The sequence below is a fragment of the Legionella navarrensis genome (genome assembly GCF_052527415.1).
Map to the genome: position 1 here is coordinate 21,907 of NZ_JBNVZR010000022.1, position 20,183 is coordinate 42,089.

Here is a 20,183-nt window from a genome sequence, read left to right on the forward strand (position 1 = left end):
TGGTTTAAGCAGGACCTACTCTCGGCCAGAAAAAGTTGCTTTCATTTCTGATTCATTGTTTATCACAAACACTGAATCGAATAAAAGACATTTGCATACGATACCCTTCAAAGAAATGAATTTGTCGGAATATTCTGACGAAGATAAAGATAAATTAGGCAAGGCAATTGGTAAGTCGATCGCGACTAATCTGATTGTTAAATTTCAATAAAAAGAATGATCAATACACTATGAATCAAAATCAGCCTGTCCAGCATTATCCTAAATATTTGTGGTTTTTGGTATTGTCATTTTCAATGGTAGTAGCGATATCCAATTGGTACGATGCTCGTTTAATCAATTTATTTAGTATTACGGTAACACCAGGCTCGCTGTTATTTCCTGCTACATTTTTACTCTCCGATATTATAACGGATGTTTATGGATACAAGCACGCTCGCAGAGCTATCTGGGTTGCGCTTTTTTTTAATGTCATCTTTATACTATATGGTAAAATACTAACGCTGATGCCTAGCCCGGATTTCCCTAATAACAATGAGGCTCTGGATAAGTTAATCAATATGAATTTTTGGATTATTGTTGCCTCGTTTATCAGTTATATTGTTGCTGAGCCATTAAACTCGTATTTGGTGGCTAAATTGAAAATAAAAATGCAGGGTAAATACACGGGTTTTCGATTTATTGCATCAACCATTATTGCTTCATCAATTGATACACCTTTATTTGTTCTTATTGCCTTTCATAAAACCCTGACTTTTGAAACTATGAGCACCATGATAGTGTCAGTCTGGTTTATAAAATGCCTTGTTGAAATCGGCCTTTTGCCTTTTTCAATCAAGCTGACACAAATAATCAAAGACAAAGAAAAAATTAATATTTACGATATCAATACAGATTTTGCTCCATTCAGTATTGATGTTACTTATTCAGCCGAAAACAACAAATATGAAGGGTTATCATGAAAAAAGCTGTAATACTACTTTCTGGAGGGCTTGACTCCACAACCTGTCTGGCTCTGGCCGCTTCGGAAGGTTATGAGTGTTATGCCCTGAGTTTTGACTATGGGCAGAAACATAATGCCGAGCTTAATGCTGCAAAAAAACTGGCGCAGATATTTCAGGTCAGACGGCATGAAATTATCAAACTGTCGATTGGGAGTCTGGGAGGCTCGGCCTTGACCGATGACAGCATCGACGTGCAGGATTACAGTGGCGCCAGCGAGATTCCATTAACCTACGTGCCGGCCAGAAACACCATTATGCTGTCCATTGCCCTCGGCTGGGCTGAGCTGCTGGATGCAGACAGGATTTATATTGGTGTCAGTTCGGTCGATTACTCTGGCTATCCCGATTGTCGTCCTGAGTACATTGAAGCGTTTCGCACCATGGCCAATCTGGCAACGAAACGGGGTGTGGAAGGGCATCCATTTGAAATCGTGGCGCCGCTGATGTATTTGACCAAAGCGGAAACTCTGCGTCTGGGATTATCGCTTGGCGTTGATTACTCGGAGACAGTATCCTGTTACAAGGCAACGGACGATGGGCTGGCCTGCGGGCGATGCGACAGCTGTTATTTAAGAAAAAAGGGATTTCTGGACGCTGAAACAGCGGATCCCACACGTTATGCAGGTGGTTAAAACTGACATGTTATTGATGCGTACTCGCTTGAAATTATTTATGCTTTCCTTTTTGTTATACCTGCACAAATTATTGTGAATTACATAAGGAAAAAAGAATGTATTGACGCATATGATTACGGGGGTTCATATAATCCCTTTAAAATATTTTCTAATGGAAATGATGATGAAAACCGGTATTTTAGGAGCCATGCTTGAAGAGATCGTGTTGATTAAGGAATTAATGGAAATAACGCACGAGGTTGAGATTGCTGGAAGAGTATATTACGAAGGTTCAATATGCGGTAATGATGTTGTATTGACGTTTTCACGTTGGGGCAAGGTGGCTTCAGCATCAACGGTTACTACATTGATAAACAAATTTGAAATTGATTCAATTTTATTTATGGGTGTTGCCGGCGCTGTAAGCCAGGATTTAAACATAGGAGATGTGGTTGTTGCGAGTGGTCTTTACCAGCATGATATGGATGCACGGCCTATTTTTGATCAGTTTCAAATTCCTTTAACAACAACGATTTTATTTAAACCAGCAGAACAGGATATTTGCCGAGCTAAAGCAGCAGCTGAGATTTTTTTACAGAAAATATCTGACAAAGTTCCAGATGGACTTTTGATAAAATATGCTATTTCAGATCCCAAGGTACATACTGGTCTTATTGCTTCAGGTGATCAATTTGTTTCGGACCCAATTAGACACGTTAATTTGTCTATGAACGTGAATAATCAAAAGACCTTAGCTGTTGAGATGGAAGGTGCAGCCATCGCGCAAATATGTTCTGAATATGATTTACCATTTATTGTGATTCGAACAATATCTGATAAAGCTGATCACAGCGCTGTCCTTGATTTTCAATCTTTTATTCGAGATGTTGCAAGTCATTATTCTGTAGGGATAGTGCAGTCTTTTTTTAGTTAAGCAAACAATTATAAATAAACAATAGGTTGTCATCATGCTTTCCCACCCAGATAAAAAAAAGAATCCCGTCTCACCAATTAAAATCGACTGCGCTGTCTTTTCGGCTATGCCGGAAGAGTTATCTGAGCTGGAGCGTGTGTTTTCGTCCTGTCCTGTTGTCTGTCACGAGCATCAGAATTTAATTTTTAGGATTTATGATATCAATGGTTTCCGGCTGCTGTTGACGCCGACAGGGATTGGTACTGTGTTTGCCGGCAGTATTATCACGCTGGTTCATAGTCTGTTTCGTATGGACTGTATGTTATTCATAGGTACTGCCGGAGCGATTCATGATGCCTTGAAAATCCGGGATATTATTCTGGTGGAATCGGCTTTTGAAGCGGAATCACAGAGCATGTTTTCTGCATTAAAAGATACGCCATTTGAAAGCTGCCTGACTCATCCGCTGACAAAAGAAGCATTGCGTCCGGTTTATGCTGCTGATCCCGATCTAATCGCGTTGGCTGAATCATCCATCGATTTGCCGATTATCCGAGGACCTGTTGTCAGTTCAAACTCCTTTCCGTCGCCCAAAGAGCTGTTCCCTGATCTTAAAAAAGATGGCGTGCTCTCCATTGATATGGAAACCTCCGCTTTTTATCAAATGGCATGGCTGTTGGGCATACCGTCCCTTGCCGTTCGTGCCGTCAGTAACCAGCTGGATCATCAGGGCGACGATGAACACGTTGCGGAGTCTGATGTTGCCGGCAGCATCCGGGTTGCCAGTGAATACGTAATAAAGCTGATACACGTACTGGCAAAACAACATCCAAATGAGCAGAATGTAAGTAGTTCGATTTCTTCAGTAACTGTTTGACTATTCCGAGAAGGATTATCATGAAAAACGCCGTAATATTACTATCTGGAGGGCTTGACTCCACAACCTGTCTGGCTCTGGCCGCTTCGGAAGGTTATGAGTGTTATGCCCTGAGTTTTGACTATGGGCAGAAACATAATGCCGAATGCAGGTGGTTAAAACTGACATGAAAGAATCATCAGGGAATTTTGTCGTTAAAGTCCATGATCTGATTGATCTGGTCGTTGCCCCCAAACAGAATCCATTTTCGGATTACGAACCGGAGTGCAACGGCCAGGCTTCTTTGCCGCGGGCTATTCTCAGATGGGAATCGGCCGGTAGCCGCGATTTTTCAACGATTGACATTCATCTGCCCAGCAAAAAAGCCAGGGAAGCTGACACAGACCATGTCAGTAACATGTTTTATCATTACATGACAAACCGGGTGGAAGAAAATAACGATAAAATGTTTTTACTGCGCCGAAATCTGTCGCATGCCTTTCGTAATGCCTTGATTTTCCTGACTTTCTGCATGGGTCTGGTTACGCTTCTCAACAGTTCGTCCTTTGCATCGGGTATGCCCGTTTTTCGCAGCGTGCTGACAGAAGGCCTCACGGTTATCGGCTGGGTTGCATTATGGCGTCCGGTTGAGCTGCTTATCAATGACCTTGGATTGTTGCGGAAAGAGCGGTTTATATTTCAAAAACTGTTGAAATCAAAAATAAGAATCATCCCTGACGATTCGTTTTAATGTGAGTTTTTCGTTCGGGATGACGTGCTTCCTTGGGAGCGTCAGCGAAGCAATGATGGCAAAAAATAGCTCGCTTATGTTATCCCCTCGCCCGTGCCCTGGATGGTAAAAATATGCTATAACGTATCATCAGAGCAACTCGTCTTCAGGAAGAATTGACATGTCAGAGCCTTTAACATACCCGGTTGTTATCGTTGGCGCAGGGCCTGTTGGATTGAGCATGGCCATTGGCCTGGCGCGCCAGGGCATTGCGTCTCTGCTGCTTGAAAAGCATCCCTCCACCACCAGCCATCCCAAAGCGCGAGGGGTTAATATTCGTACGATGGAAATTTTTCGAGGCTGGGGCATGGAGGCGGCTTTGCGATCGCATCAGCTGCCGCGCGAGGCGCATCGGTTTATCTGGCTGGATTCCCTGCAGGGAGAAGAAATTACCCGCATCAATGCCGAAGCCAGGCCACAAACGCTAAGCCCCACCTCAACCGCCTTGATTTCTCAGGACTGGGTGGAGCATGAACTGCTGCAGGCTGTGCAAGGCTACCCGCTCATTGACTGCCGTTTCAGTACACGTGTTCAAACCATCAGACAAGATAGCAACAGGGTCGATGTCACCCTCGAAGAGGTGATGACGGGCACCCAGTCCAGGGTGTATGCCAATTACCTGGTTGCAGCCGATGGTGCGTCCAGCCCAATACGTCAGGAACTGGGTGTTGGTATGGATGGACGCGACAATATGGGCGAATTCTGCAATATTTATTGTGAAATGGATTTGTCCCGCTACCTGGCGGATCGCCCGGCAGTGGGGTATATCTTTACCAAAGAAGATTACACGGGGACCTTTTTGCTGGCGAAGGACGGCCAGAAAAAATGGCTGGTTGGCGTGCGCTACGATGTGATACCGGGCATGTGCCGGGAAACCTTTACGGATGATTTTTGTCTCGATTTCGTTGCTGGTTTGATTGGTGACCCAGATATTCGCGTTTCACTGATCAATAAGGCATTCTGGAGTATGGCGGCTCTGGTGGCCACAACCTATCGCTGTAAGCGCGTCCTCTTTGCTGGCGACGCTGCCCACAGGCTGCCACCAACCGGTGGTTTGGGCATGAACACGGGTATACAGGATGCACATAACCTGGCCTGGAAGCTGGCGGCGGTGATCAAGGGCCAGGCCAGTCCGGATTTGCTGGATACGTATTATCAGGAGCGCGCACCTGTTGCTGAAGCCAATATCGCCTGGAGCGTCAAGAACGCCGAGCGATTCAACACGATTTTTACCGCTCTGTATGAAAAGAACTACGATGTCATGACTCGTGCACTGGAAGAGCAGCATGAGCATTTAAATCAGATTGGTCTCGATATTGGTTTTTGCTACGCCGAAGGAGCGTTGCTGCCGGAGCAGGGCGGGCAGCCCACGGCCTCGGCTGAGTGCTATACACCATCGACACGACCTGGCTGCCGGGCGCCACACTATCCTTTGCTGCGGTTCGATAAGCCGATATCCACACTGGATCTCTTTGACCAGACCTTTGTCCTGCTCAGCAGCGATACCTGCCAGGCCTGGCGGGATGCGGCGCAATACTGCCACGATTTCCCTCTGGTCAGCTATCAGGTGGGCGCTGCCGGGGAGTTGCAGGATCCGGCGGGAGAGTGGCAAAAAGTCTATCAGATATCACCCGAGGGTGCGGTGCTGGTGCGTCCAGACGGTCATGTGGCCTGGCGCTCGTTTGGTATGCCGATTAATCCCGGGCAGTCCTTGAAGCAGGCCCTGGAGGCCTCGCTGAGGAAATCGCGCTCGCAGGATTAGCAGAAGAACCCATCCGTCAGGTCTGGGTTCCCTTCTCCGGCGGTTTGATACGGTACAAAATACAATAAAACGCGGGGACCAGAAACATTGTGAGTATGGCTCCAAAGGCCAGTCCAAACATGATGGTCACCGCAAGAGAAACCCAGAATATATCCTGCAGTAAGGGAATTACTCCCAGAATCGTCGTGGCAGAGGAGTTAACCACCGGCCTCAAGCGACTCACCGCCGCTGAAAATACGGATTGATACATCGTCATGCCCGCCAGCTGATTGGCCTTGACCTGATCCAGCAGTACAACGGAGTTTTTAATCATCATCCCGGACAGACTCATGGCCCCCAGCAGCGCAATAAATCCAAAGGGAGCCTGGGTTATGATAAGACCTGTCGTAATACCAATCATGACAAACGGAATAACCCCCAGAATGATGAGCAGAGGGCGGTAAGAATTAAATAACAGAACAATCATGATAAGCATCACCAGCACGGCAGGAAACAGACCCGGTATGAGTGCCTGCTGCGATTCCCTGCTGCTTTTGTATTCTCCATCCCAGGTTAATGTATAACCGGGAGGTAATTTGATTTTTTCAAATTCTGGCAGAATGGCGTCTCTGAGCGTATTGGCTGTTACGGAAAGGGGAGAGGCCTGAACGGTGATGGCCCGCTTACGATCCCAGCGCCAGATAATGGGATTAACCCACTGCAGACGGATGCCATCCAGCACTTGTATGGCCGGGATGGTATTTCTGTTCAGCAGTGAACTCACCTGAATCAGCGCCAAATCTACGGCCGCTTTTACCCTGTCGTTCTGCGGCTGGCGCATAATGATGGGTATCAGACTGTCTCCTTCCCGGTATAATCCAAGCTGGACGCCGTCATAAGCGCGGCGAAAGGCCTGTGCCAGGTCGGGTCGGCTAATGCCTGCCCAGCGCCCCCGCTCTTCCTGATAGTCCGGCGTAATCTGTAACACAGGCTCGCGCCAGTCGGAGCGTACATCAGTGGCATTGGGATTATTGCGAAGAATCGCCATGCCCTGTTCGGCAAGATCACGCAAAACCTCTGGGCTGGCATTGGCAGGGCCGCTGAAGCGGGCAGATATTTTCCAGTTATTAAACGCACCAACTGAGTATTTGCGGGCGCGAACCATGGCAGAGGGAAACTGCGTTTTACTCCACGCAGGAATGGTGTCAATCAGGCGATCGATATCCGATAAATTTCTGGTGTTAACAACCAGTTGCGCAAACGAAGAGTAAGGAAACTCGGATTCGACAGGCAGATAGAAACGCGGAGGACCCTGCCCAATAAAGGTGCTGACACTGGTAACGCCGGGATCCTTCAGCAGTTTTTGTTCCAGAATTTCAAGATCTTTCGACACCTGCTGGATTCGAGTGGCCTCTGGTGCCCAATAGTCAATCGTCAGCTGCAGACGTGATGAATCCGGGAAAAACATAATGGGTACAAAACGGAAGCCATAAAATGAAAACGCGAGCAATACAAACATGATCACGGAGAAGGCATAGCGATAGTGTATGGCTCGGGACAGCAGACCCTTAAACACCCGGTAAAAACGCCCATTGTAAGCTGTTTTCCCGTTCTCCGTCTTTTCAGGATTTGGAATAAAGGCCAGGCACATCAAGGGCGTTATCGTCTGTGAGAGAATCCAGCTCAGCAGAGACGCCGTTATAACAACGGTAAATAAACTGCCAGCGTATTCCCCGGTATCATTGGTTGAGGCAAAAATGGGATAAAAGGCCATCGAGGCCACAATGGTGGACGCAAACAGAGGCCAGGCGGAATGTTGTGCTGAGTCAATGGCTGCCTGCTCTCTGGGTTCGCCCTGGGTGATTCGGGTTATAAACCCATCAACAACGACAATCGAATTATCAACAGCGCCGCCCATCGCGATAATGAGCGCCCCGAGAGACACACGCTGCAAATCTATGCCCAGTATCTTCATCACAATAAAGGTGCCCAGGATGGCTAAAATCAATCCTGAGATACCAATAATGAGTCCGGAGCGTATGCCCATGGTCAGTGTTAATACCGCCAGTACGATGACGATGGCTTCCAGCAGGTTGATCATAAAAGAATTGATCGACTCCGCAACAATATCGGATTGCCATGAGATTTTCTGCACGTCGATCCCATGGGGCAGACCGGCGCGGAGTTCATTCAGGCGCCTGGTTATGTCACGTCCGACCTTGACGGAATTAACGCCAGCCAGGGGGGCGATGGCTATGCCGATGGCGGGCCGGCCGGAATAACGCATAATTTGCTGCGGGGGATCCTGATAGCCTTCCCATACGGTAGCAAAATCACGGATTCTTAACAGCTCAGAATTATTTTTTGGGCCCAGACCTGCGACCAGGGGCGTGATGGTCAAATTACCAATGGCTTCGGCTGAATGAAATTCTCCGGTTGGTGCGATGCGCAGCCTTTGTTGCTGGTGATCTGCCGATCCGGCATCGACCACCTGGTTTTGCAGGCTGAGGGTTCGTTGCAGATCGGCGGGCGAGACACCCATTTCAGCATATTGCGTGTTGTTGATATCCAGATAAATTCGCTTTTGCTGAACGCCCCATAAATCAACCCGGGCAACACCTGGAACAACGCTTAATTCCTTTTGCAGCTCCTTGGTGTAATGCTCCAGTTCCTTGTAGGTAAACCCGTCCGAACTGACCGCTAACAGAAACCCAAATACGTTGCCAAAATCGTCTCCCACCACAGGAGCGCTGACGCCCGGAGGAAGCTGGGGGCTGGCGTCCTGAACCTTATTGCGCAGGCTGTTCCACACCTGAGGCAGACGGTCAGACCAGTATTCGCTTTTAATATTGATTTTTATAATGGACAGGCCGGGGCGCGATATGGAGGAAATGTCTTTTACTTCCGACAGTTCCTGAATTTTTTTCTCAATGGGATCGGTAACTTCCAGCTCAACCTGCTCCGCACTGGCGCCTGGATAGGCCGTGGTGACAATGGCCGTTTTGACAGTAAACTCCGGATCCTCCAGTTGTCCCAGCGTTAAAAAGCTGAAACAGCCGGCGACAAACAGCATAAAGACCAGAAAACAGCTGGTCTGCTTTTTTTGAACAGCCAGTTTTGCCAGATTCAACATAAGTTCACTCGCTCTGGTTATTCAACAGTGTAACGACATCTCCTTCCCGCAGAGAATGAACTCCGGCAACCACCACCAGGTCGCCGGTTTTAAGACCGCTGATAATGGAAATTCCAGAGGTAACGAGTTCGCCAATAACAACCTGCTGTCGGTGAACCGTGTTGGTTTTTACGTCCACTATCCAGACGTAGGTGTTTTTATCGGGGCCGGGAGAAAAAACAGCGGAATCGGGAAGGGAAATCACTTGTTTACCGTCATTTTCTGGCAAAGCCGTGCTGATGAGGGCATTGCCAGCCATACCTGGCAGTATTTTGATGTCACCGGGCTGATCCATGGACAGGGTAACGGGAAATGTCCGGGTTTCGGTTGAGGCCTCATTGCCGATTTCCTTGATTTTTGCCTGTAATGACAACGCTGGAAAGGCATCAAAGCGCACGCTGATCTCTCTTACGTGAGGAATCATGCTGATCATGGTTTCCGGGATTTGCACCACCATTTCTATATGCGAGGTATCCAGCAGGCGGGCAATGGGTTGATTGGCCGTAACGGTTTGATGATTTTTAACGGAGATGCTGGCGATGCGGCCCGCGAAAGGTGCTCGAATAACGGCGTCCCCCAGCGTTTTTTCAGCCAGATCGACATTGGCTCTGGCCACGGTGGCTTTTGTTTTCAACAGTTCAAAATCAGCCGTAGAGATATGGCCGCCCCGGGATAACTGCTGGGCTCGTCTGTAGTTCTGCTCATCACGCCTTGCCTCGGCCTGGGCCGATTTTAGTCGGGCCTCAAATTCACGTGAGTCGAGCCTTGCAATCAGTTGACCCCGCTTAACCTGATCCCCTACGTTGATGGGGCGCTCTATCAGGCGTCCACCCACTTTAAATGATAAGTCAATTTCCTGAACCGCCTGAGCGCGACCAGGAAATGGCCGCTGGGTGGTATTGGCCTGCACACCAATGAGCTGCGTTTTTACGGGTCTTATCACGGGGGGCTTTACGCTGCTTCTGTCCTCACAGGCGGTAAGAAAGCAGGCTGGAACAGCGAATGCCAGCACCTGAAACAACAGACGTGCTTTTTTCATAAAAATCCCTTTTTTTTGGCTCATTCCCATGACGAGCCCTGTCAATAATCATTAGAATAGCGAAAATCCAGGCATGCATCCATGTCTGCGTAAGACTAAATATGTTGTCCCTGCCTTCGCAGGGACCACCGTCATCAAAAACCGCCTGGCGTGACCGCTATCAGGCCCGGCTCTACAGCAGCTGATTCACGTCTGGCAGCATACTGATCTTCAATGAACGACGTGCGTCGCGCCAGAGAGCCGTTACGATTCTCCGGGTCAATACGCTTTAACTCAACCAGCAGTTGCTCCATCGTCGTGATATTATCGACAGACTGTGGATTGTTGATACGGCGTACCAGGGCGGCCACCTCGCGCGTTTTAGACCGGCCCGCATGGCAGGTGAAAAACAGAAACAGAGGGTTATTGCCTTTGGCATAATCGTTCAGCAGAGCTTTGGCCTGCAGTAATTCATCCTGATGGCTATGGGTGCGGTAGATGCCCTGATAGGAGGCCGGAAACTGGAGCCTGCGTTGATCTAAAAACGCACGTCGAGTGGATTCAATGAGGCCTTGATGATGCTTCTGCCCTTCTGGAAAAGTAATGTTTATATTTTTTACTGTCAGAGGCAGATGCCCGGCAATGTGTGCAATCTGCTGGGCTGTTTTAGCCGTGTAATGCGTTATAAGGGTATTATGCCAGTTATCGTTCAGGGTCACAGTACGTACGGTGGGCGGCAGGTGAGAAAGAATGCGAATCAGCCTGTTGTCATCGCGGGGAAAATCTAAACAGCCGCTTAAATCAACGGTGTCAATATGAGGCGGGATGGAGCGCAGCAGTGTTTTTAGCTTTTCATCATCAAACGCTCTTATAATGAAACGCACTTCGCTTAAATCAAGCACGCTGGCGCTGTCAAATACGTTCCTGATGCGTCCTGTTGCAGTAACAAAATTTTCGCCCTCTAATGGCCGGTACAGAGTATTGCGATATGCTGTACCAAATGCATTGTTTAATGCTGTTATGAAGTCTTCTCTGAACGCGGCACTTTTAAGATCTTCATTCTGTTCGCTTTCTGCTGCCTGGCAGGCCGCGGCAAGAATTTCGCTGGCTCTTGAGCGAAGATTGCGGGGAAATATACTCAGGTACCGGCTCTCATAACTGGGCTCTGGGCTGACGCTGGCATTCTGTGTATTATAATGCTTTACGCCATAAAACCAGGCATTATTGAAATGCTCTTGAGTAAACACAAAAACCTCTTCATTTTCTGTTACATCAGCGTCCTGTTCTAAATCTACGTTTGATAAATCTGAATCCGAATCATTCCTGGTAAACATAATAATCCTCTCATATCAGGCATTAAAGCTAAGCAATATAATACCCTGATAACCTTAAGAGAATATTATGTCCAAAATGATCTGTTTTTGATTTTCTTTGTACCGGACAAAACTCCGGTCTGTATGTGGCTATGATCAAATAGCAGACACGTAGCCCGGATTAGCGCCAGCGTAATCCGGGAAACAGGACACAAACATTGAACCGATCCAGGATGACCATGGCGTCCCGGATTACGCTGGCGCTAATCCGGGCTACAAAAAATCCTGATTCAAAACCAGCCTTTTTCACATAAATAACGCGTGAGGAATAGAGTCGATGGCGGTGTGAGCTGTTTTTGGGAAATCATCTGTCTGATTTCTTCGCTGTGATACCAGCCGATGATTCGTCCCTCATCGCACAGGCGGGGTTCTCCACTGGTCCGTACATCAAACACATGCCAGCTGTGAATATCGGCTCCACGACGACAGGGGTCTTCAAGGTGAAAGGATTCCGTTGGCCAGAGTGGATTCATCGACAGGATTTTCAGGCCGGTTTCCTCCCTGACTTCCCGTTTCAGGTTGTCATCTATGTTCAGGCCGGACTCCACATGCCCAGCCGGTATCGTGTATAAAAAAGGAAATTTTCGACGCAGGAACAATAAGATGAAGCACTCATTCTGACGCCTGCGGCTGATGATGGCTCCGGCGCTGTCGTGCACCAGTTCACCATCGCTGATGCGGTAACGGGTTTTGTCATCAAAAATAAATGCCCGTGACGAAAGATGAGCCGGATTGTCAAGGCAGACGAAATATTCGCCATCCCGGTTTTCATCAACACGCACCTCCCCACCACAGGCAATGCAATACATGCCCCGTGGTCTGGGATTTTTGTTCAGCAGTATCTGCAGCAGCGCGTTATTTTTCATTCTGGGCCAGAATTTTTTTCAACATCACTCGAGTTATAGCATAGACGGCCGGCAGGCCTTCTTCCAGGCTTAATTTGGTCGCCAGCGTTTCTGTTTCATTCAGCGGTCTGTCCGAAATGTAGTAGGCGAAACGTAAAATCACGTCGTCATCAATGAGTTTTTGTGCTTTGGCGCGATTAATTTCCTGAAGAAAATATCCGCCCTCCATTTCCATTCCGGTTATTTTCCAGAAATGCCGGTAATACCACAGCATGTCAGCGTTTTGCATTAAGGTGCCGAGAACTGTCAGCATGGGGCCGATATGCATAGGCCGTTGCCAGCCCAGCCCGGTAAAATCCTGCGGGCTTATATCCGCCCTGGGCGTAGGGTAAACGAAGTCGTTTTCCTGAATGATAAAGTGATCCGGAATGATAAGCTCGCCACGGTTGCCGACCACACTGCCGGTTTTACCCAGAATCGACAGGCTCTTGATTTTGCGACCAAACAGCAAAATCAAATTGCGGATAATCGGCTCGGCCTGCTTCCCATGGGCATAATCAATATTGATAAGAATGGCCTGTTTCTGTTTTGCAACCGGTGTGAGATGCGGATCAATGTGAGAGGATAATTTGCTTAAATCAACCAGACTGACGTTGATGCCGGTAAAACCTGGATTTTCCAGATGGAAAATACCATGAGCCTGTTCAAAGGCCTCGCGCTGCTGAACCAGCTCCGCGTTTTCCTCTGGAAATCTGCGAATGCCGGCATAAAGCCTGTCTGTTTCGTCATACAGCTCTGGGTATTTTGACCGGTCAACCAGCTTCGCTGCCTTTTGGTGTACCCAGGGCGACAGACAGTTTAATACGGAGTGTGTGTTACTGGATATGATGTGAACGTTCAGCTCGTTGTTGCTTAGAAAGTCGGGTATCTGCTGAATCAGGGATTCGCGAATCTCCTTGATCCAGATCTCCGACAGATCCAGGTTATAGCGCACGAGCGAAAATATTTCCTGTACCTGCAGCTCGCCTTCCTGTGCGTATATTTCAAAAAGTCTGTCCAGCCAGTCGTCTTGATAAATCGCTTTTAATTTTTCTGTTTCTTCATCTGAAAAGGGAAGGCTGGGTGTTTTGACTGCGCGTCGGTTTTCCTTCCGGTTCTGGCGGTAATAATGATGGGTTAAAAACTCGATGGCGGATGGTTTTTCAAGGAGGCGGGCGCGGATTTTTTTTGACTCAATGACGTAGGTGCACAATTTGGTTATAAAATCGATGTAATCCGTTACGTCATCCCGCAATACGGTAAAGATACGCCCGGGAAGCGTTTCATAAAAAAAACGCTTGCTTGATGAGCGTTTGTTTAACGGTTTGTTTGGATGATCTTTCTGATGTAAAACAGGTGAATCCAGTGCCAGAACCAAATGACTGGTTGATGTTAATTTGAATGGCAATCGCGCCATAACATAATCCAGAGCAAAAAAATCAATCTCCTGTTTCTGACAGTTTTTATGTAAGACAGGCGACAGTTTTTTATAGCTTTCAAGAAGATCAACCACGCGCAGTTTGGTTGCGATTTTCTTTTGTCTGATCAGATTTAAAAATTCATCATAGGGTTCAAATATTTTCTGCTTGTTGCGTAGAGACGATGCAAAGGCGTAGCAAAAGCTCAGATTGCTGGCGATTAACTCCATGATAAGCTCGCGGCTGACAATCAGGCACTCAACCCCTTTGTCTGCCCGAATGGTAGCCCGTCGGGAATGGAAAAAAAATACTGAGCGCTCGCCAAAATAAGAGGGGGCGTCAATGTTGCCTATCACCTCGTTATGGACGATGACGTTTACTCGGCCATTTAGCAGTAAAAACAGACGGTCCAGATTTTCTGTGGATTCTGCCGCACAGATGACCGTCATTTTTCGATATCTGGCATAGCTCGATTCCTGAAGAATTCGCTCTATTTCCGTATCGGTCAGGTACGAAAATGGAAGTATTTGACGGATGAGATTTGCGTGTCTGTTCATAAAAATGAATCCTTGCCATCGGCTTTTATTATCTTTTGCCTCGTTAAGTATAGACCTTGAGCGTGATTACATGCTTTTTTTCCAGTCATACGTTATAATTTGCGCCTTAATCCGCAAGGAATATTGTTCGTTTGTTTTGAGGTAATCACGTGAGTCATAAACCGCGTAAGCGTTTTGGTCAGAATTTTTTGCAAAGCCAGCCCATCATTGGCCAAATCCTGTCGGCACTGAATCTACAGGCCAACGACAACGTGGTCGAAATTGGTCCGGGAATGGGGGCGTTGACCAGGCCTTTGCTGCAGCGTTTAAACAGGCTGGTCGCCATTGAAATAGACCGGGATCTGCAGGCGTATCTGACAGAACAGTTTGGCGCACAGGGCCGACTTGAACTGATAGCCGCTGATGCTCTGACCATCGATTACAGCCAGTGGGGCACGGGGCTGCGCGTTATCGGTAATCTGCCCTATAATATTTCTACCCCATTGATGCTGCGTCTGCTGTCTTACGCAAACGGCATTGTGGATATGCACTTTATGCTGCAGAAAGAAGTGGTGCTGCGCCTGGCCGGCCAGCCTGGCTCGCGCGATTACGGTCGTTTGAGCGTGATAACGCAATACCATTGTGACGTGGAGCCGCTGTTTGATGTTCCACCAGAAGCGTTTTATCCGCCGCCCAGAGTGGAGTCGGCTGTTGTGCGCCTGACGCCGCATGTCAGTCCGGTGTATCCACCCGTGCCCATGGATGTGTTTCAGGCGGTGGTGGCCAGGTCGTTTTCCATGCGCCGTAAAACGCTGGCCAATAATTTAAAACCTGCCATTCAGGCCGCCCAGCTCGAATCACTGGGTATTGACCCCGGTTTAAGGCCGGAGCAGCTGTCGGTTATGGATTATGTGACCTTATCCAACTTTGTGGCAGACAGGCGTATAATACTGGCGTAAAACCAGCGCCATCAATTCCGGAGACTATTTTGTTTCACCGTTATGGAAAAAAAAGCGTTCCCACCGCGGGAGCTCTGCCCAAAGACGCAACACGCATGGCCAGCGCCGAGCAATTGCTTGCCGACGATAAACGCCGTGCGCTGATGCTGCAGATTGAAGAGGCCTGCGTTATGGAGGCAGAGCGTTTCGAAAGCCTGTGTCGTGCGCTTGTTCACAATCTTGTGCATTACTGTCAGCAGCTGCCTGAGGCCTCAAACAGCTATTATTCTCAGGCCGGCGGTCTGCTCGATTATGCGTTAAACCGTACCGATGCCGCGCTGAATCTGTTCCGTAACTACATGATCAGAGACGAAAATGCCGGGTATTCAGAAGAGCAGAAACTCTGGCAGTACGCCTTGCTGTCCGCGGCACTGCTGCAGGGTATTGGCAAGCTGATGATTGCCTATAAAGTGGAATTGTTTGATTCAACGGGGCAATGCACGGGTACATGGAATCCTTTGCTGGAAAATCTGTCGCTCGGCGGCAGTTACTACAGTTACAGCTTTGAAAAAGAATCCGATCACAGTTTTCGCTGCCGACTGAATATTCTGCTTGCCCGGACTATTATGCCGGTGGCTGGTTTTTCCTGGATAGCATCCGATCAGCAGGTTCTGGCTGTCTGGCTGGCTCTGCTGAACGAAGATCCTTATTCTGCCAGAACACTGGGTGCCATTTTGATTCAGGCCGATGCCGTGGCCATACAGCGCTCCTTAAGTCAGATGGCAATGAAAGGCTACGGCGCACGTGGCGGACGATATGGCCGGGCGGGTGCCTTCGTGGGAGGCGCTGCCGAGTCCGTCAACGACATCGAGCAGCAAATCGGTGCTGAGTTTATTCAGTGGATGAACAGTCAACTGGCTTCTGGAGCTCTGGTCATTAATAAAGCCCCTTTGCTGATGGTGCCCGGGGGTATGCTGTTAACCAGTGATTTATTCAAGCTGTTTGCAGCAGAACATCCTGAGCTGAGCAACTGGCAGGCAGTAAGAAATGCCTTTTTGTCTCTGGGGCTGCACAAGAGTGGCCCGGATGGCGATGTAACATCGCGTTTTGAACAGACGAGCAATCAGCAAATGCACACCGGGATCGTCTTTTCCGGCTACGCAGTGGCGCTGCCTGCCCAGATGCAGGTGCATAACATGCACACCGGCAGGCAAATCGCCATGTCGGGCACCGATGTGATTCACATGGCGCAGTTCAATAATTACTTTACCCGACAGCAACAGGTTCAGGCCGCCACTGCTTTGCAGGCAATCAATGCAGCGGGACAGTGGCAGGCGGTCAGCGCGCCCGTATCCGAGATGGCGCCGTCTATACCCGGAGTAACGCGCGGTGTCTGATTACGCCATTGGTGATGTGCAGGGCTGTCATGAGCCTCTCATGCGTCTGCTGGATCATATCCAGTTTGATGACAAACGCGACAGACTCTGGTTTGTTGGTGACTTGATCAACCGTGGGCCGCAATCGCTTGAGGTTCTGCGTTTTGTCAGGGCGCTGCCCATTCCGGCGCGCATCACACTGGGTAATCATGATCTGCATTTGCTGGGCAAACTCTTTACCGAATCAACCCGGGCCAATGCCTGCGACACCATGCAGCCAATACTCGATGCCGACGACGCCCTCGAACTCGGGCACTGGCTGCGCAGGCAGTCCATTCTCTATCACGATACCGGCCTGAACATCGTGATGTGTCATGCCGGCATTGCACCGGTCTGGGATTTGCCGCAGGCCGAGGCCTGCGCCAGAGAGCTTGAACAGGCTCTGTCAGGTGAGGCGTTTCAGGATTATCTCTGCCATATGTATGGCAACGAGCCGAGCTGCTGGTCACCCGATCTGACCGGTTTTGAAAGGCTGCGCGTGATCACCAACTATTTTACCCGTATGCGTTTTTGCGATCGGCACGGGCGTTTACTACTGGGCTACAAAGGTACTCTGGCTCAGGCGCCTCAGGAACATTACCCCTGGTATGCCGTACCTGGGCGAAAGGCCATTGCGGCGGATATCGTGTTCGGCCACTGGGCCGCCTTACAGGGGCATTCGCCCTCGAAGCGTATCCATGCCATCGACACGGGTTGTTTATGGGGCGGACAATTAACCGCCCTGCGCCTGCAGGACAGGCAACGGTTTTCTGTTCCAGGTTTATTAAAATTAAAATAAAGAGGATGAATATATGACCAATACGCGTATAGAGTCGGACAGCATGGGCGACATTGCCGTCCCGGCCGATAAATACTGGGGCGCACAAACGCAGCGTTCCCTGCATCATTTCAACATTGGTACTGATATCATGCCACGGGAAGTGACCCATGCTTTCGGTATTCTCAAAAAGGCTGCTGCGCTGACCAATCTGGATCTGGGCAAACTTTCTAAAGACAAGGCGGATTTGATTATCCGTGCTGCAGACGAAGTCAGTGCCGGTAAACTCGACGATCATTTTCCTCTGCACGTATGGCAGACCGGCAGCGGTACGCAATCGAACATGAATGCCAACGAAGTGATTTCCAACCGCGCCATTGAACTGGCTGGTGGAGTTATGGGCAGCAAAAGTCCGATTCACCCAAACGACATGGTGAACATGTCGCAGTCATCGAACGACACCTTCCCAACGGCCATGCACATAGCTGCCGCCATGGCGCTGCACAGCCGGCTGTTGCCCGCTGTCCGCGAACTGCGTGATGCCCTCGCGCTCAAAATGAATGACTTTAAAGACATCGTGAAAATTGGCCGTACGCATCTGCAGGACGCGGTTCCCATGACGCTGGGGCAGGAGTTTTCCGGTTACGTTGCACAGCTTGATGCCTGCATCCGGCGTATCGAGCAGGTCATGCCTGAGCTGTACGAGCTGGCTCTGGGGGGAACGGCTGTAGGTACCGGGTTGAATACGCACCCGCAGTTTGCAGAAAAAGCAGCCGCGCATATTGCTGCATTGACTGATCTGCCCTTTATTTCCGCTCCAAACAAATTTGCCGCTCTGGCGTCGCATGAAGCACTGGTGATGGCACATGGCAGCATGAAAACGCTGGCCTGCGCTCTGATGAAAATTGCCAACGACGTCCGCTGGCTTGGGTCAGGTCCACGCTGCGGTATTGGCGAATTGATTCTACCGGAAAACGAGCCAGGCTCATCCATCATGCCGGGCAAGGTCAATCCGACGCAGTGTGAGGCCATGACCATGGTGTGCGCTCAGGTACTGGGCAACGACACCACCGTAGGCATTGCCGACAGCCAGGGTAACTTTGAATTAAACGTATTCAAGCCGGTTATCATTTTCAACGTCCTGCACTCCCTCAATTTACTGGCTGACTCCTGCCGTTCATTCCGTGAGTTCTGTGTGGAAGGCCTTGAGGCAAACCGCAGTACGATCGATTATTACCTGCACCATTCACTGATGCTGGTAACGGCTCTGAATCAGCATATTGGCTACGACAAAGCGGCCAAAATTGCAAAAACAGCTCACCACGAAAACACCTCACTGCAGGAAGCCGCAGTGAAGCTGGGTTATTTGACGGCGGAAGAATTTAACCGTTACGTCAGACCAGAAGACATGGTCTATCCAAAATAGAGTATGGATAGCACAGACAGGGCGGGCAGAGAGCGTAAGTGATGTGCCCACCCGTCTGCAGGCGCTTACCTCGATAACAGGCCCGTCACATTATTGGTAAACACCCACGACACACCACGGTTTAACTCCCGGTAAAGGCTGAATTTCGAATCAACAAAGCCCACGCCGGTGAGTTGTCCTGCCTGCTGCAGACGCCTCATCCGGGCATTGGTCAGCAGCAGATAATGCCCCAAAACACCGCCATAGGATTTTTCGAGACTCAGCCGACAGAAATGTCCTGCATTGCTGACACTGGGTACCAACAGCTGGATGCGTCGTGAAAAGGCCGTCAGGGGCGCAAAAACAGGCTCATCGATGCTGAGCAGGTGATAATCCTGCCCGGGCATTAACGGAAGCAGGCTGTTGACCAGAGCCTTTTCGGCATGAAAAGGGGCCTTCAGCTCCACAAACAAATGCATCCTGCGGCCAAACTGCGCCACGACCTCGTCCAGACTGGGAATCTGTGGAACCAGCGCGCGCAGTTCTTCAAAACGCAATTCGCTAATGTTACGTTTTATGCCCCACAAACGCCTTAAACTGTCATCGTGGTTAACCACCAGTACCTCATCGGCGGTTGTTCGGATATCCAGCTCAATTCCCCAGCAACCCAGATCCAGCGCGCGCTGGAAGGCGGCCAGCGTGTTCTCGGTAATGCCCTGCCGCTGACAGTGCGCACCTCGATGAGCAATGATTTTATATGCCGCCAGGCGCGCGGGGTCAGGTTTTTTACGCGGAACGCAGGCAAACAGCCGGTTGACCAAATGGTCGGCATAGTCAATCAAACTCACAAATTCATCCTCAACAATCCTCTCGTTGGACAAGAATTACGATTTTTTTCAGATAATGTCAAATAATCGTTGACAGCAAACGGTAATTTCAGTAACTTACGCACCTATGCCGAGGTGGTGGAATTGGTAGACACGCTAGCTTCAGGTGCTAGTGGGGGTGACCCCGTGGAGGTTCGAGTCCTCTTCTCGGTACCATTCAACGAACATTCAACAGTTCGTAATGGTTCAAGCGGCATACAACACACTGATTTTATTGAAATAACAATACCGTATTCTTCCCAGAAATATCACACTTATCAGCTGATTCTCCTGCTTTAAAATTTTTCCTGGCACCCACGTACCGCAGACAGTCCCCGATCATTGTTTGTCGTTCCCGCCTTCGCGGGAAAGACAGATTCTAAAACCGGTACACGTCAAAATTAAATGGAAATGGCGCTGGTGCCTTATCAATATTCAATCCTGGGGTAGGGTGGGCAAAGG

The 20,183-nt window shown here is 49.1% G+C and carries 16 protein-coding genes, 1 tRNA gene and 1 pseudogene; 12 read left to right on the forward strand and 6 right to left on the reverse strand.

Features of this window, described 5'->3' with window-relative positions; translation table 11 throughout:
• Positions 1-230 precede the first annotated feature (230 nt).
• From ACQUTA_RS11470 to ACQUTA_RS11500, 7 genes and pseudogenes are all read left to right on the forward strand, one after another.
• On the forward strand, positions 231-962 hold the full coding sequence (locus ACQUTA_RS11470) for a queuosine precursor transporter (protein ID WP_444988393.1): 732 nt from the start codon (positions 231-233) through the stop codon (positions 960-962).
• Positions 959-1,636, forward strand: coding sequence for a 7-cyano-7-deazaguanine synthase QueC (queC, locus tag ACQUTA_RS11475; protein WP_444988394.1), 678 nt, complete (start codon positions 959-961; stop codon positions 1,634-1,636). The genes ACQUTA_RS11470 and queC overlap by 4 nt, the downstream gene beginning before the upstream one ends.
• 112 nt (positions 1,637-1,748) lie before the next feature.
• Entirely contained in the window at positions 1,749-2,552 is an 804-nt protein-coding gene (locus ACQUTA_RS11480) for a 5'-methylthioadenosine/adenosylhomocysteine nucleosidase (RefSeq protein ID WP_444988408.1), read from the forward strand.
• A 34-nt stretch (positions 2,553-2,586) separates the two neighbouring features.
• Positions 2,587-3,408 (forward strand): 5'-methylthioadenosine/S-adenosylhomocysteine nucleosidase, encoded by an 822-nt coding sequence (locus ACQUTA_RS11485; protein ID WP_444988395.1) that lies wholly within the window; start codon positions 2,587-2,589, stop codon positions 3,406-3,408.
• Positions 3,409-3,428: 20 nt separating this feature from the next.
• Positions 3,429-3,554: pseudogene (locus ACQUTA_RS11490) on the forward strand (7-cyano-7-deazaguanine synthase); the annotation flags it as partial.
• 20 nt (positions 3,555-3,574) lie between these two features.
• Entirely contained in the window at positions 3,575-4,138 is a 564-nt protein-coding gene (locus ACQUTA_RS11495) for a hypothetical protein (RefSeq protein WP_444988396.1), read from the forward strand.
• Between the two features lie 160 nt (positions 4,139-4,298).
• On the forward strand, positions 4,299-5,939 hold the full coding sequence (locus ACQUTA_RS11500) for an FAD-dependent monooxygenase (protein ID WP_444988397.1): 1,641 nt from the start codon (positions 4,299-4,301) through the stop codon (positions 5,937-5,939).
• Positions 5,940-5,955: 16 nt separating this feature from the next.
• Here the strand turns inward: ACQUTA_RS11500 and ACQUTA_RS11505 are convergent, their stop codons facing one another.
• From ACQUTA_RS11505 to ACQUTA_RS11525, 5 genes are all read right to left on the reverse strand, one after another.
• Positions 5,956-9,051 carry an efflux RND transporter permease subunit gene (locus tag ACQUTA_RS11505; RefSeq protein WP_444988398.1) on the reverse strand — a complete coding sequence of 1,032 codons (3,096 nt, stop codon included), beginning with the start codon at positions 9,049-9,051 and terminating at the stop codon, positions 5,956-5,958.
• Positions 9,052-9,055: 4 nt separating this feature from the next.
• Positions 9,056-10,129: an efflux RND transporter periplasmic adaptor subunit gene (locus ACQUTA_RS11510; protein WP_444988399.1), complete on the reverse strand. Its 1,074-nt coding sequence runs from the start codon at positions 10,127-10,129 to the stop codon at positions 9,056-9,058.
• A 134-nt stretch (positions 10,130-10,263) separates the two neighbouring features.
• Entirely contained in the window at positions 10,264-11,442 is a 1,179-nt protein-coding gene (locus tag ACQUTA_RS11515; RefSeq protein ID WP_444988400.1) for a DUF5617 domain-containing protein, read from the reverse strand.
• Positions 11,443-11,711: 269 nt separating this feature from the next.
• Positions 11,712-12,347, reverse strand: coding sequence for an NUDIX hydrolase (locus ACQUTA_RS11520; RefSeq protein WP_444988401.1), 636 nt, complete (start codon positions 12,345-12,347; stop codon positions 11,712-11,714).
• Positions 12,337-14,340, reverse strand: a complete 2,004-nt coding sequence (locus tag ACQUTA_RS11525; protein ID WP_444988402.1) for a cyclic nucleotide-binding domain-containing protein — start codon at positions 14,338-14,340, stop codon at positions 12,337-12,339. The genes ACQUTA_RS11520 and ACQUTA_RS11525 overlap by 11 nt, the downstream gene beginning before the upstream one ends.
• A gap of 149 nt (positions 14,341-14,489) precedes the next feature.
• On the opposite strand from ACQUTA_RS11525, the gene rsmA reads away from it, so the two are divergent.
• The 4 genes from rsmA to fumC are packed head-to-tail and all read left to right on the forward strand — an operon-like array spanning position 14,490 to position 18,876.
• Positions 14,490-15,278: a 16S rRNA (adenine(1518)-N(6)/adenine(1519)-N(6))-dimethyltransferase RsmA gene (rsmA, locus tag ACQUTA_RS11530; protein WP_444988403.1), complete on the forward strand. Its 789-nt coding sequence runs from the start codon at positions 14,490-14,492 to the stop codon at positions 15,276-15,278.
• 29 nt (positions 15,279-15,307) lie between these two features.
• Positions 15,308-16,654 carry a TraI domain-containing protein gene (locus ACQUTA_RS11535; protein ID WP_444988404.1) on the forward strand — a complete coding sequence of 449 codons (1,347 nt, stop codon included), beginning with the start codon at positions 15,308-15,310 and terminating at the stop codon, positions 16,652-16,654.
• On the forward strand, positions 16,647-17,471 hold the full coding sequence (locus ACQUTA_RS11540) for a symmetrical bis(5'-nucleosyl)-tetraphosphatase (RefSeq protein ID WP_444988405.1): 825 nt from the start codon (positions 16,647-16,649) through the stop codon (positions 17,469-17,471). Before ACQUTA_RS11535 ends, ACQUTA_RS11540 begins: the two co-directional genes overlap by 8 nt.
• Positions 17,472-17,484: 13 nt before the next feature.
• Positions 17,485-18,876, forward strand: coding sequence for a class II fumarate hydratase (fumC, locus tag ACQUTA_RS11545; RefSeq protein ID WP_444988406.1), 1,392 nt, complete (start codon positions 17,485-17,487; stop codon positions 18,874-18,876).
• 65 nt (positions 18,877-18,941) lie between these two features.
• On the opposite strand, the gene ACQUTA_RS11550 is transcribed toward fumC, so the two are convergent.
• Complete coding sequence (locus ACQUTA_RS11550; protein WP_444988407.1) at positions 18,942-19,703, reverse strand: glycerophosphodiester phosphodiesterase; 762 nt, start codon at positions 19,701-19,703, stop codon at positions 18,942-18,944.
• Between the two features lie 108 nt (positions 19,704-19,811).
• Here ACQUTA_RS11550 and ACQUTA_RS11555 point away from each other — a divergent pair.
• A tRNA-Leu gene (locus ACQUTA_RS11555) sits at positions 19,812-19,898 on the forward strand.
• Positions 19,899-20,183 lie beyond the last annotated feature (285 nt).

Bases quoted from the DNA above. Each gene is read 5' to 3' on its own strand.
- queC (WP_444988394.1), top strand. From the start codon at position 959: ATGAAAAAAGCTGTAATACTACTTTCTGGAGGGCTTGACTCCACAACC.
- ACQUTA_RS11485 (WP_444988395.1), top strand. From the start codon at position 2,587: ATGCTTTCCCACCCAGATAAAAAAAAGAATCCCGTCTCACCAATTAAA.
- ACQUTA_RS11480 (WP_444988408.1), top strand. From the start codon at position 1,749: ATGATTACGGGGGTTCATATAATCCCTTTAAAATATTTTCTAATGGAA.
- ACQUTA_RS11525 (WP_444988402.1), bottom strand. From the start codon at position 14,340: ATGAACAGACACGCAAATCTCATCCGTCAAATACTTCCATTTTCGTAC.
- ACQUTA_RS11500 (WP_444988397.1), top strand. From the start codon at position 4,299: ATGTCAGAGCCTTTAACATACCCGGTTGTTATCGTTGGCGCAGGGCCT.
- ACQUTA_RS11505 (WP_444988398.1), bottom strand. From the start codon at position 9,051: ATGTTGAATCTGGCAAAACTGGCTGTTCAAAAAAAGCAGACCAGCTGT.
- fumC (WP_444988406.1), top strand. From the start codon at position 17,485: ATGACCAATACGCGTATAGAGTCGGACAGCATGGGCGACATTGCCGTC.
- ACQUTA_RS11515 (WP_444988400.1), bottom strand. From the start codon at position 11,442: ATGTTTACCAGGAATGATTCGGATTCAGATTTATCAAACGTAGATTTA.
- ACQUTA_RS11520 (WP_444988401.1), bottom strand. From the start codon at position 12,347: ATGAAAAATAACGCGCTGCTGCAGATACTGCTGAACAAAAATCCCAGA.
- ACQUTA_RS11495 (WP_444988396.1), top strand. From the start codon at position 3,575: ATGAAAGAATCATCAGGGAATTTTGTCGTTAAAGTCCATGATCTGATT.
- ACQUTA_RS11510 (WP_444988399.1), bottom strand. From the start codon at position 10,129: ATGAAAAAAGCACGTCTGTTGTTTCAGGTGCTGGCATTCGCTGTTCCA.
- ACQUTA_RS11470 (WP_444988393.1), top strand. From the start codon at position 231: ATGAATCAAAATCAGCCTGTCCAGCATTATCCTAAATATTTGTGGTTT.